This is a genomic window from Bradyrhizobium sp. MI1.7, assembly GCF_055811795.1.
The window spans coordinates 9,664-22,414 of the sequence record NZ_JBVVPO010000076.1; the positions used below are offsets into that span (position 1 = coordinate 9,664).

9 protein-coding genes are annotated in these 12,751 nt (G+C 58.2%); 4 read left to right on the plus strand and 5 right to left on the minus strand.

What is annotated here, in order from left to right:
• The first annotated feature begins 968 nt into the window (after nt 1-968).
• Nucleotides 969-1,703: an outer membrane protein gene (locus tag AC0L3X_RS39625; RefSeq protein WP_007596410.1), complete on the plus strand. Its 735-nt coding sequence runs from the start codon at nt 969-971 to the stop codon at nt 1,701-1,703.
• Nucleotides 1,704-1,994: 291 nt separating this feature from the next.
• Nucleotides 1,995-2,096, plus strand: a complete 102-nt coding sequence (locus tag AC0L3X_RS39630; RefSeq protein ID WP_369126693.1) for a hypothetical protein — start codon at nt 1,995-1,997, stop codon at nt 2,094-2,096.
• A gap of 2,159 nt (nt 2,097-4,255) precedes the next feature.
• Here the strand turns inward: AC0L3X_RS39630 and sbmA are convergent.
• Nucleotides 4,256-5,467, minus strand: coding sequence for a peptide antibiotic transporter SbmA (gene sbmA, locus AC0L3X_RS39635; protein WP_259216372.1), 1,212 nt, complete (start codon nt 5,465-5,467; stop codon nt 4,256-4,258).
• Between the two features lie 164 nt (nt 5,468-5,631).
• Complete coding sequence (locus tag AC0L3X_RS39640) at nt 5,632-6,375, minus strand: outer membrane protein (protein ID WP_035993548.1); 744 nt, start codon at nt 6,373-6,375, stop codon at nt 5,632-5,634.
• A gap of 860 nt (nt 6,376-7,235) precedes the next feature.
• Here AC0L3X_RS39640 and AC0L3X_RS39645 point away from each other — a divergent pair.
• Nucleotides 7,236-7,436 (plus strand): hypothetical protein, encoded by a 201-nt coding sequence (locus AC0L3X_RS39645; protein ID WP_439035554.1) that lies wholly within the window; start codon nt 7,236-7,238, stop codon nt 7,434-7,436.
• Between the two features lie 4 nt (nt 7,437-7,440).
• Here AC0L3X_RS39645 and AC0L3X_RS39650 read toward each other — a convergent pair whose 3' ends face one another.
• Entirely contained in the window at nt 7,441-7,722 is a 282-nt protein-coding gene (locus tag AC0L3X_RS39650; RefSeq protein WP_007596414.1) for a hypothetical protein, read from the minus strand.
• A gap of 125 nt (nt 7,723-7,847) precedes the next feature.
• Nucleotides 7,848-8,291: a tol-pal system-associated acyl-CoA thioesterase gene (gene ybgC, locus AC0L3X_RS39655; RefSeq protein ID WP_007596415.1), complete on the minus strand. Its 444-nt coding sequence runs from the start codon at nt 8,289-8,291 to the stop codon at nt 7,848-7,850.
• A 357-nt stretch (nt 8,292-8,648) separates the two neighbouring features.
• Here ybgC and AC0L3X_RS39660 point away from each other — a divergent pair, with 357 nt between their 5' ends.
• The gene (locus AC0L3X_RS39660; RefSeq protein WP_007596417.1) at nt 8,649-9,932 is read left to right on the plus strand and encodes an NAD(P)/FAD-dependent oxidoreductase; all 1,284 of its coding nucleotides are present in this window, start codon (nt 8,649-8,651) and stop codon (nt 9,930-9,932) included.
• Nucleotides 9,933-11,087: 1,155 nt separating this feature from the next.
• On the opposite strand, the gene AC0L3X_RS39665 is transcribed toward AC0L3X_RS39660, so the two are convergent.
• Nucleotides 11,088-11,249, minus strand: a complete 162-nt coding sequence (locus AC0L3X_RS39665; RefSeq protein WP_157158605.1) for a hypothetical protein — start codon at nt 11,247-11,249, stop codon at nt 11,088-11,090.
• Nucleotides 11,250-12,751 lie beyond the last annotated feature (1,502 nt).

A 12,751-nucleotide genomic window follows, 5' to 3' on the forward strand; every position in this document is an offset into this window, starting at 1 on the left:
TTATCTGTTGGTGTGCCCCCCCCCCCCCCCCCTTCCGTGGGGGGGGTTGCCGTGCCCCACCCCCCCCCCAAACCCCCCCTCGCCCCCCCCCGGTGCAACACCCCCCCCGGCCGGCGCCCCCCCCGCGCCCACAACCTAATTAGACCCGTACTTGTGCCATGGGCGAAACCGCGGCACTTATGAGCCTGATTTCGGGAGATCCTATCGCGGACCTCACACCACTGACCCACATTAAGAACGTGTGCGGTTATTTGCGTGAGAGTTTCCGGGTTCGTTGCTCCGTCGGCGCCGCCCCTGACCGAAAGCCCAACCGATCGCTCCTGCTTTGACGGTTTCGTCCGCGGAGCCGGAGCAGGACTGGCGTGTATCGTACTCCGTCAACCCAGCTCCATGGCCTGGCCGGAATAGTCGACGAACAGCTTCTCGCCGGCGACATGGACCTGGGGACAGGATGGGCTTGAGGGGGCCGGCCCATTGCTTGTAGCGTTCGCATAGCTGAAGCAGTCGGAGTTAGGCAAAAGACCAAGGTAGCTGGGTTGCAGACTGTCAGCGGTGCGCGCCTCCTGGTTCCCCCCGATCGCAATCGCTGAAATAGCGATCACGATCGGCTGGAAACGGTGATCACGATGCTCTGGAATGGGCGATCACGATGGCTTGGACTCCGTGATCACGAACGGCTGGAACACGCACTTACCGGGCGCCCCGTCGACCTACCACGCTACTACGTCGCGACGTGGAGCGATGCCGTCAAGCTGTCGGGTGCGCAAGAGGCAGGACACCGCGCTGATCTACGCTCGCAAGCGAAGGGGCATGTCAAGGAGTTGGAGATATGTGCAACGCCGCAACCTGACGCGGCGTTTGATTCACGCATTTCTTCCAGCGCCAATGTTGCGATGCAGTTACAGCAATTTGCGTGCACGTTGTTAAGACGCAGCCGGCTCGGGGGCACTCAAGACATGGAAATAGAAATGAAGAACTTGTTGCTTATGACAGTCAGTACGGTGGCGCTTGCTGCGGTGGCCCCCGCATTCAGTGCTGATCTGCCTGCGCAACCCATCAGGCCTCTCTACACCACCGCTCCAGGACCTGTCGCGGCTGCAATCTACGATTGGAGTGCTTACTATTTCGGCGTGAACGGTGGTCTGAGCTCAGGCGAGAGTTGTTGGGAGTACCTTGGCAGCACGCCCGAGGGCTGTCATCATCCGACAGGCGGTAGCGTGGGCCTCCAGATCGGCTATCGATGGCAGATGGGCCAGATCGTGCTGGGTGTTGAGGGCCAGGGCAACTGGGCTGATTTGACCGGGTCCAATCAAAGCATCGCGTTTTCCGATACTACCAACCAGACTAAGATTGACGCGTTCGGTCTCATGACGGGGCAGATTGGTTATGCCTTTGGGAATAACGTACTTTACGGCAAAGGCGGCGCCGCAGTCACGAGCAACATCCATCAGATCAGCTCGACCGTGGCAGGAGCCGCTAGGAAAAGTGACGTTCTTTGGGGCGGTGTGTTGGGGGTCGGATTCGAGCACGGCATCGCACCGAACTGGACGGTGGGCTTCGAGTACGACCACCTGTTCTTCCAACCCCGCACGGTGAAATTCAGCGGGAACATTGGTGGGGCCGATCGCATCCGCGAGGATCTCGACCTTATCACGGTACGGGTCAACTATAAGTTTGGCGGTCCGATTCTCCTGAAATATTGATCCCTAGTTGCGTCGATGGCCCCGGCCTAGCCGGGGCCATTTGAAGGGAAGCATGGCCCGCTCAGAGCCCGGCCATTCAGGCAATTCCGACGTGAGATTCAAGCGCCGCCTGCGCGATCCCGGCCCCTTTCGCTGGCCTGCGACCCCTCCTTCTCCGGACGGCAAGCTCAGCACTTCGCGGGGAACCGCCGGCTCAGCGCTGAGCACACTCGACACCGAAAGTCAGCCGTAATCGTGGAGAGGGGTAGTCGCAAGGGCGACGAGCTCGGAACCTGCGTCGATGCCGCGGGAATGATACTGCTTGGTTTGCGGCTGCCGCCTTGCCAGGGTAAGCGGCGCATCGCCGTCGCAATCGAGGCAGACGAGATCGTCGAACACAGCTGCCTCCGCTGAGGCGGCCACGGCAAGAGTCCGCCTGCAAGCGTTGAGGACATAATAGATCGACTCATCCGCGTCTTCGCGAACCCGGACGATAGGCAGCTCGGCTTTCCAACATCTCACCGGCCCGTCCGATCTTTCGGATCACTCGGCCTCGCCCGCTTCGGCTACTAGCGGCAACCGAGCAGGCGAGCAGCCTGCCCTCCGACATCGCCGATATCGCGCGCCAAGCGCCGATGCGGACAGAGGAGAAATCCATCTGTGCCGCGGGCGGGGCGCAATGACGTCAGTGAAAGCCGCGGACACGGGCGACCTCATGATGAAGCAAGGCGGCATCCACAGCAGGACTGACCCGAGTTTCTCCGGCCAGGACGCCATAACCCTCGCGCTCAGATGGCATCGCTGCCGGGCGCAAGCTCCATGGCCGGGCAGACCTCTAATCTCGCGTCGCCTTGCAACCCGCCGAAACCCAGGCGGTCAGCCACGCCAGAGCGCGGGGAATAGGTTTGGAGTTCATTCTCGGTCCTTCACACCTCGAAGGGGTTCTGCAGTTCGCACCCGTAGCAACCACAACAGGATTCCTGCAGACTCCGTAGCGCGAGACGCGTCAAGACAGTTGGATCCAAGTGACCTTTTGCGGCCAGAGCTAATACCTTTTCGGCGAGGCACGCCTTCAACGAAGACGTCCGGTTTGCTTCGGGCACCATCCCGATCGCATCGTCCAGAACACCTCGCAACAAAGCGCATAGTTTGGTTTTCGGTGTCATGGCGCTAATCCAAAAACAACGGAGATCTGGCCGACCTCGGCTCCGGCCCGCCTGGCCGGTGGCCCCCGGAAAGCCGTGCGGAATAAACCTTCTTCGCTCCAGGGAGCGGGAGGAATAAGGGAGACGGCCGAGCCTTAGTACAAGAGCTAGGTTTCGGTAATGTGACAGTTCGTGCTCCGCTCATTCTGGATGCATGACGGCTTAAGAAAGCATCCTGCGGATAGGTCCTTTGGTTTTCAAGTCGACGCTTGCTGACGCTATCAACAAAAGTTCGTAAAGCATTTGGTGAGGATCGCCGAGCCGTGAATTGGGCAGCCTTAGTGGATTGCTTGTTCCGATCGCGCCAATTCCAGCTTAGGAGCTCGTCGCGCCTTTTGAGCCGGATGTGCGGCGCGGTTGCTATAGTCGGCGAGCCACGCTTGTGAATCCACGCTGCTCAATCTGGCGGTCATGTTCACGGCCAGAGCTCCGGCTCGGCGGAAACGGATTGGTCCGCAGGCTCAGAGTTGTCAAATCCCGGTTCTGGTAGTTGAAACACGACGCAACATCATCTTGAACTCTTCTGGCACGGTTCACAGTTGAGCTTACGGTGATAAGAATTTCTCTTCGAGATAATTTCGGCGTGCTCCGGCCAGCCCAGCTTGTCGCCGTCCAGGATCGCTGGTTCGAGTGGCTCGATATTCGCACCGAAACTTTCGCCCAGCTGCGCGATCCAGTGACGCTAGAACGTGCTTGGGTGCCACTGGGCTCGATTACCGTTCCGCCAGAACCAGAATGGACACCAACACATCCGGCGGTCACCAGGGCTCGCCGCCCCACATAATGCCTACCCCCCTGTTTAGCACCGTATTCCATGGAGCGGATCAAGTTTGAAGCATCCCGCATGGTCGTTCTGGCTAGTCAGTCACTGTCCGGCGCCATGTGTGACACAATTATGATTGCTCGCGGGACAACACCGTTGAGGCGTGTCTGACTCACACTGTCGAACTTACGACACGGTGGTACTTATTTGTAGAACTAGGCGGTGTGGACTCTGAGAACCCATTTCCAGGAGAAAATCAGATTCATGGCTGTTTTCTCGGAGCAAGTCTTCGGTGTCATGAACCCGCTGGGTCGACCGGAGGTCGAACGCGACGCGGCTGCTTTGTAGCTTACCCGCGGCGGCTGTAATGGCCCCTACAGCCATCCGCCGCCCCTTTGCCTCAGTCCGCGCGCTGCAACAGCGCGCTAGCCGTCATCCACAACAACACGTCACGGGGGTTCCGATATGCAGCTGCTAAGTTCCTCCACGCCGAGCGCCATTCTCTCGAGTGCCCCTTCTCACAACTTAAGCAATTCAGCAGCGTTGCGACCGATTGACGCGGAACGGAAGGTCAGGTGTCCGTCAACACCCTACAGCTATAGGAATCATGTGGCTTGCTTCCTTATCTCGATCGACGGCAGTAGCCCACCGTGGATCTTTGCCTCAAAGCTCCGCAGGCGCTGATAAATCGAGATCAGTTCGACGATCGTGCTCCAGGAGTTGACGAGATACTGAAACGAGGTTCGCACTTGCTTGAACGCGTTGAGGATCTGGTTCATCGCGCCGAGGGTGATCCTGCCCGCGATGATTGTGGGCGCAAGCAGCAGATAAGGAAAGATGACGTCAGTCTGCAGATAGACGATCCGGCCGATATTGAAGTACATGAAGTTCAGATAGAGCCGGAAGTAATTCCTGCGAATGTCTCTAAACAGTACGCTCAATGTCGGCGCATTGGCACGCGCCGTATCATCCTCGCCGAGCACGAGCTCCTTGCGATAGGCCGCTTCGACCCGTTGGTTGAAAAATTCAATTCCGGGCAGGCGGATGCCAATAAGCGCGAGAACGCCGGTGCCCAGGATCGACCAGATGACCGCGGCGAACACCAGCGGATAGGAAATCGAGCCGAACAGAGGCAGCTCGGTGACGTTACTGGACAACCTCACCAGAACCGGCAGGAAGGCCACCAGTGTCAGCACCGCGCTGATGAGATTGACGCCTAGACCTTCCATGGTGCTGGCAAAGCGCATGGTGTCTTCCTGAATCCGCTGGGAGGCGCCTTCGATCGTGCGCAGCCGCGGCCAGTTGGCGACATAAAAATCGTTCATCGCCGTGCGCCAGCGGAAGATGTAGTGGCTGACGAAGAATCGCGTCATCACGCCGACCACGACGGCCACGAGCGCTATGCCGGCAAAGGTCGACAACTCGCTGTAGAACTGCTCGACCGTGACCGGCGCCGACTTCGAAAGCGCAGCCTGGATCATGTCATAGAACGGTCCATACCAGCTGTTGATCGCGACCGAGACCTGGACCTGAAAGTAAGAGGTGAACAGGATCAACGCCGAACCAAGAATGGACCACGTCGCCCAGGGATGCGGGGCAAATAACATCCATGCCGCCGCGAACGCCGTAACGGTCAGCGCAAAATAGAGATCAAACCACAGCGCCGAGGCCGACCAGAACGTCGCAAGCCCGACCGGCTTCTCCGGGGCTGGAAAGAGATTGCCGGCAAATACATACCAAAACGCCATCGCCAACGCCGTCCAAAGAATTGACGACGCAAAGAACAACTTTGGTCGAGGGAAGAATGAAACGAACATGCTCGCCGTCCTTTATCGACTTAGAACTTCAGCTCAGAAGATGAACTCGCCGCGGTTTCGCTAACTGTTCCTGACTTCCGGTCACCCGCCAGTCGCGTCGCACGCGCGATGCCTGAAAGGCCCCGGTCTAGCCGGGGCCTTCGATTCACCAGTCCGACTTCAGATCAATATTTGAGCAGAATCGGGCCGCCGAACTTATAGTTGAGCCGCGCAGTCACAAGATCGAAATCCTGGCGGATGCGGTCGCCGCCCAGCGAACCAGCAGCCACGACAAAGTTCACGTCGGCATCCCGCATGAACAAGTGGTCGTACTCGACGCTTACCGACCAGTTCGGCGCGAAACCGACTTCGATCCCGGCGCCCACAGTAGCACCCCAAGGGCTGCTATCAGCGCCCGCGAACTGCGCGCCCGTGACTGCGGAGTTGACTAGATACGTGTTGCTCGCCACTGCGACGCCGCCCTTGGCGTAAAACAGTACGGTGTCGAGCGCATAACCGATCTGCCCAGTCATCGTACCGAACGCACCAATCTTGCTCTGGTCGACATCGCCGAACGCAATGCTGACGTTGGATCCGCTCAGATCAGCCCAGTTCCCCTGACCTTCAACGCCCAGCACGATCTGGCCGATCTGCCATCGATAGCCGATCTGCCCGCCGACGGTAATGCCGGTCGCATCATGACAGCCCTCAGGGGTGCGACCATTGTAGTCCCAGCAATTCGAGCTTGAGCCCAAGCCGCCGTTCACACCGACGTAGAGGCCGCTCCAGTCGTAAATTGCAGCCGCGACAGGCGGCGGAGCTTTGGAGTAGAGAGGTTGGACGGGCTGCGCAGCCAGGTCTGCACCGGATGCGGACGCAATTGCGCCAAGCGCCACAATGCTCACAGTCGTAAGCAAGAAGTTCTTCATTTCTACTCTCATGTCTTGAGTGCCCCGAGCCTCATGCGTCTTAACAACGTGCGCGCGAATTGCTGTAGCTGCGTCACAACATTCGTGCCGAAAGAAATGCGTGAACCGGACGCTGCGTTAGGTTCTGCGTTGCAGATCATTCCCAAGTGTCCCCTTACGGAGGCCACCATGGGCGGAGCGCCACATCGGCATGCGTTTCTTGGAATCCCGGGCCCACCTTGATATCCCGCATTCCAAGTTCGGCGGAGACATCGAGCAGTTTGCTGACGGAATTTGTCGGATTCCATTCGCTTCTCGTCAGTCCTGTACCAATCGAGCAGAAATTCAATCTTCAGATATTTGATGCCATTGTCTTGAAGAATGCGTCTCATTTCCGCAAAACCAATCTTGCTTTGCGCGACCATCGTGTCTTCGTAGTGAAGACCGAACCCGTTGAACCCCGCGCGCGCTGCCCCTTCGACCCTGCCTTTGAATTGGAATGGAGTGACCTCAGCAGGCCCCCAGCGGGTAAACGTGCCCCGAAAGCGCGAAATACGAGATCAAAAGCTCTACGTCATTAGCCACGGCACTATCCTCGCGCGTTCAAGCGGTGAAGTAAGGTATGGCAGCCCACAGGCCACCGGTTGCCATTCTGATATCATGGCACTCGCTGACATAAAGTGGGCGCCCCACGAAACAGTTTTGCCTATTGGAGGCCCGGACCAACTTCGAAAATCGCCGCGCGGCCCTTCATTCGATTGGCGGCGCATCCGGCGCAATGTGGTTGTCGGCACGGCACGCGGCATGAAGAGCGCTAGCCGATGCGCGGTCTCGAACGTAAGCGGCATTTCCGCGACGATATCCATCCTCTTTGAGCGACGGTGAATGACGATCGCTCGATCGTGCTGATCCGCATTCCAGAAAACAACATAAAGATTGTACCTTCTAATGAATCCGACAAACGTGCCTTTGATGTTTTCAGACCCAAGGACGACGCCGGCCGCCTTCGATTGGGCCGGCTCCTGGACCGTCTTGACCATCTCGTCGAAAATGATCGCGCTCGGTTCCGCCCTCTTCCATGATTTTTTATCCGGAGTGGCAAGAGCACCGAGCGTTGGCGCGCAGCCCGGAAACCATCCGCCTCGCTGCCGTCAGCCAGATGGAGCATGGGGCAATGGAGACGGTGCCGCCATTTGAGAAGAGCCGCGAAATGCGATCGCGCAAGTTCGCCACGGCAGCGCCGCCGGGATAGCCGCGCCAGTCGCCAATCGGCCCGTCATCCTTGACGTGGGTTTCGCTGTGGTCGCTGTGACCAAAGCGGCCGACGAAGTCCGATTTATTTTCGTTCTTCGCCGGCTTCTGATTCATTCGGCTGGACTGTGCAATTGAGCCGCCCCGGGTTTGCCGCAGCCCATTTGCTTTAACTTACGCCGCCATGATGACTTGATTTCGGTGGAGCGCTGCAAGGCAAACGCGTGAATGAGGCGGCAGATTTATCTATGCCCTTCCATAGCGAGCCGCAGCGACTTCGGGATGCGCTGCGCCTTTCCAGCTGAGATAAACGCTACCCGTACACGTGCTGTGACCAGGAGATCGTCGCCACGCCTGCATTCCTGCAGCAAGGCAATCGACGCGCCCCTCACCTCTTGCGGGACTGTGACGACGTCAAGAATGTCATCCAAGACCGCCGGTTTTAGAAAATCGATCGTCATCGAGCGCACAACGAAGGCAACACCGGGCGCATCGTTCTTGGCTTCTTTGAGTAATGCTTGCTGATTCGTTCCGAGCAGGCGCAAGTAGTTCGTTCTGCCGCGTTCCATGAAGCGCAAGAAATTTGCGTGATAAACAATCTGGCCGGAGTCGGTATCTTCGAAATAGACCCGGATCTGCATATGATGGCGGCCGTCGCGAATTTCGCCATCAAGAGAGGCTCTCACGGTGTGGTCCCCTTGCTGCCCTTTTGGGACCCATTGTCTCGCACAAAGGCGCGTTCCAGAGCAAGCGCCGAGGGGCTTTGGCTTTGTTCGCGCAGTCGGAGCTCCGGCGCACCGCCGCGTGGGTGCTGCGCGTGCCCTCAACAGATCAACAACTTAGTAGCTCGGCCTGATCTTCGGGGTGATGACGAACTGCCCTTTTGGCCTGCGATTTGCCTGCCGGTGTGGCGCTGGCACGTCAGTGTTGGATACTAGGGAGGTCCGCTTGGATACTAGAGAGGTCCGCCAGAACTTAGCGGTATTCACGATGGCTGCTGGAGCTCGGGTCGATCAAGAAGCTACTTGTAAGAGGATTGGCGGATGCGAAACAATCGACGATCACACGGACTGTGGGTGCTGACTGCGCCACCAGCGCCACAAACTGCTCCACTTACTGATGAAATTGCAGCGGATATCGTCGTGATTGGCGGTGGATATACCGGGCTGTCGGCGGCACTTCATCTAGCTGAAGGTGGAGCGCGTGTTGCGCTTTTGGAGGCGTCTGAAATAGGATTCGGCGGGTCCGGGCGGAACGTCGGACTCGTGAATGCGGGCATGTGGCTCATGCCTGAGTCGCTTCCGGCCGCGCTCCGCGCGCCTTTTGGAGAACGGTTACTTGAACAGCTCGGCCGCGGACCGCAGACGGTATTCGAGCTCATCGAAAAGCACCACATCGAATGTGAAGTCGAACGTGCCGGCACCTTGCATTGTGCGGTCGGACGTAAGGGCTTGGAGGAGGTTGAGGCCCGTGCCGAACAGTGGCAGAAGCGTGGAGCGCCCGTCCTGGTGCTAAATGCGGAGGCAACACGCAGCAAAGTAGGCGGTGGCGACTACACCGGCGCGCTGCTCGATAAGCGCGCCGGCACCATACAGCCATTGGCTTATGTGCGAGGGTTAGCGCGGGCCGCGCTTGCGATGGGAGCCAGGATATTTACGCATAGTGAGGCCGTCATGGCGCAACAGAATGGTTTCCGCTGGAGAGTCGGCACCGAAAGCGGATCTGTAGAGGCCGACTGGGTGGTCGTCGCGACGGACGCTTATAGCAAGGGACTTTGGTCTGAGGTACGGCAGGAACAGATTCAACTGCCCTATTTCAACTTTGGCACGCCATGTCTGCCCGATGATCTGAGAAAGTCGATCCTGCCTGAGCGGCAGGGTGTGTGGGACACTCGAGAAGTCCTCTCTTCGTTTCGTCTCGATCGCTCCGGGCGACTCGTGTTTGGCAGTGTTGGTGCGCTTGAGGGGATTGGGCGATCTATTCACCGCGCTTGGGCCCAAAGATCGTTGCACAAGCTTTTTCCAGGACTTCGGGGCGTCCAGTTTGAAACCGGCTGGTTTGGCATGATTGGAATGACCTCCGACAACTTGCCCCGGCTTCACAAGCTGGACCGCCAAGTCATCGGTTTCAGTGGCTATAACGGCCGCGGAATCGCACCAGGCACTGTGTTTGGCAGTGTTTTGGCTTCGTACGTATTGGGGCAGATCGCGGAGAACGACCTGCCGTTGCCGGTCACCGCCGTTGAAGCCCAGCGCTTTCGTGCAGCGCAGGAGGCGTTTTATACGGCGGGCTCCCAGCTTGTTCACCTGATGGATTCCTGGTTCTGATCACCCCAGCAACCCGGTTGGCTTCACAAGCTGCCCTCGCTCGAAGCATGCCGGTCCTCGTGATGTTGTTATGATGTGTTCAAGGGCGCCGTCATGGAACTTAGCATACCTCGGGTAGACAATCGGATGGTGAAACGACGAGCTTGCGACGGGTGACGTTCATGACTCGAGCTGTCGGTTCTCCGCCGAATGCCAGTCCGCACCGTGGAGGCGGATCATCTCCCCGACGGATCGCTCGATGAAGACGCGCTCAACGCAAAAGCCGGCAGTGACCGAAGCCGCACTTTAAAAGGGTTTCTCGATATCGCGAGACACCAGCGCGAAGGCCCACTCCAAACTGGAAGCGCTCATGAGTTGCCGTCACGGCGGTCGAAAGGGAAGCACCAGCCTGTGAGGCGAGTTCTGCGTCATTTCGTTTCGCTGAACCCGTCTGGAAACTCCCTTATGATGGACAGGGCAACTTCGCCTCCCTGCTTTATCCCGGCATCGTAGTGCTAGATGCCAGCGCGGCTTTCTGTTGGGGTGTCATAATTAATCCATGCGCCGAGCGCGTGCGGTGCGCGGCGAAATCTCTTCCGAATAATGAGGTTGTCCACAGGAAGCTGTGAATAGCCGGCGTAAGGTTCTGCTATTTGCGGTTGCACGCCGGGAAACGTGTTCCACTGCTCGTAACGAATCGGGGAGAACCGCCAGCTTGCGACTGGCGGCCCCGATTGCCCGCGCAACGCTGCGGACTGCGGGCCAAACGCTGATGTTAGCAGCAACAGCATTAGATTCGGTAAGCCCCGAGAGGTCAAGTCCGGCTTTACTCTAGTGACAGAAGTCGAATGGCTACCTATAAGAACGCCAACTACCTACCGCAATCTAACAGCGACTGTTTCGATCAGGATCAGGGGCCGGGAGTCGCGGCTCCCTTTGCCGCTCTCTACCGATGCACGGGCTGTCATCGCGAAATCGGAATTGCAGCAGGCCACACATTGCCTCCGCAAAGCAATCATGCGCATACGTCAGCACAAGCACCATTCGATGGCGTCTGATCGTATGGGCAGATCACAATCCGAAGTGAGCGACCGACAACAGCGGAAGTCCGGTTCAGCCGGGCTTCTACACTCTTGTTTGGAGATGCCCATTCAGGCGAGAGTACTTGAGAATGAGCTAGAAGTATTTCGCGGCCGGGTCTTCAGCATCTTCCACTTCCGGCATCATTACTTTCGATGCATCGGACAGCGAGCCGCCAATGGAATTCAGCATCATTCTGAGAAGATTCAGAGCTTTCGCAAACGTCTTCGCCTCCGATTTGCCGCGCAACCAGCCCACTTGCCATTGCCACTAGCGTCCGGTGGCTCCGGGTTGAACCATCGAAGGTCATCAGACAGCGTTCGCCGCGCCTCGCGCTCGTGCGGTTTGCCTAAGCATTTCGGCGGTTCGCCTAACGGACCCAAGCCGTTTGGCTCTTTGCGGCCCGAAAATCGTTTTGGATTCTTGCGAGTGCGGCCGGTCGCCCGGGCTTTGCTGAGAGGAACGCATGCGCGTGCCATTGAAATTCATTCCTTTATATAAATTGGCTATGGGGACTCCATTTGCAGCTGTGCGCGTGAACGACCCGGTCGGTGTTTGGGTTGGCCGTTCTGTGCCTTTCGAGATGCCCTACCCATGTGGAACCACGCGAGCGCGACAAAGATTGCAATCAGGTGCATGCTCCGAACAAACATCTTCTCGGAAGCAACGGCAATACGGGCAACGGCGATGAATGAAGTTACGATGCTCAACGCGGAGTTAGATCGCTGCAAGGCTGAGCTGAGGGACCTTAACGCGAAGATGAGCTCAATTTCCTGCACGCAGCCGGTGGACATGACCGCAGTCGAGGACGTGGCGAGGCGAATTCGCCAAATTGCCGAACGGGTCGAAGTCTTGACGCGCACCATCCTCCACGGTCCACAAGCCGGAACACAATAAGGCTGCCAGGAGCGCTGCCGGGCGGCCAGTTACAAAGTTAACCCGGCAGGGAGATGCCCAGGTTAGATCATATTTCTAAGCCTTGCGTGTTCTTGCAGCAGCTCAACTTCTTCTGTCTGAGCCCCTGTTGCTTTCGTCAACTGTCGGCCACCTAGTCTTGCGAAGCGATTCGCGATCACCGTAGGTCGCAGGAACGTGCGCTTTTAGATGACGTAACGTGCGCGACACGCGATGCAGCTTCTGCGCTGCTACGGTCGAAAATGTCTTAAGCGGGCAGATATTCTGGCGGGAATTGTGCGAGGGCTTTAGCCTCTTCGCCCTGCCCGTGCGTTGGATGTAACCGTTGACATAAGTGCGATGCCAAGGGCCGCGTCCCCAAGCCGGATGATGAGCGGACCTGAGGCGCATTCAGCGAAGCTCGAGTCTGCCAAGGACCGCGAGTGCTCGCCACGAAAGATCGCTTCGCGGTCCTCAAATCGCGTGTTGCTCAGGCAGTCGCCTGCTGAAGCCCGACTTCCCCATGCCAACCGGAGCGTCTTCAGCGCAAAGGCCCCGTCTCCATGGAGCGCCGCCCGCGAACACTTGCGAATGGCGCCTCCTTCATACTCAACATTTCGCGTTGTCGTGTTCAGCCGTATCCGGCTGAAGACGTTAATGTCGGAGACCAGACACTAACGCGCGAGTATTCCGTCGCCTGAGCCGAAGAACATGGTTTTGCCCTCTTCAAGCGGGGCTCGCAAATGGCTTTGGTGGCACGTGGATTGCTGGGACACCGAAAAGAGCCCGTACGATCATGACGGCCTCGCAGTCGCCGGCCCAGGAGTCCAAATGAAACTTGCTCGATTGATCGCGGGCGTCAATCA

Excerpts from the sequence above, each read along its gene's own strand:
- AC0L3X_RS39625 (WP_007596410.1), top strand. The coding sequence starts at position 969 with ATGAAGAACTTGTTGCTTATGACAGTCAGTACGGTGGCGCTTGCTGCG.
- AC0L3X_RS39630 (WP_369126693.1), top strand. The coding sequence starts at position 1,995 with ATGATACTGCTTGGTTTGCGGCTGCCGCCTTGCCAGGGTAAGCGGCGC.
- sbmA (WP_259216372.1), bottom strand. The coding sequence starts at position 5,467 with ATGTTCGTTTCATTCTTCCCTCGACCAAAGTTGTTCTTTGCGTCGTCA.
- AC0L3X_RS39640 (WP_035993548.1), bottom strand. The coding sequence starts at position 6,375 with ATGAAGAACTTCTTGCTTACGACTGTGAGCATTGTGGCGCTTGGCGCA.
- AC0L3X_RS39650 (WP_007596414.1), bottom strand. The coding sequence starts at position 7,722 with ATGAATCAGAAGCCGGCGAAGAACGAAAATAAATCGGACTTCGTCGGC.
- AC0L3X_RS39660 (WP_007596417.1), top strand. The coding sequence starts at position 8,649 with ATGCGAAACAATCGACGATCACACGGACTGTGGGTGCTGACTGCGCCA.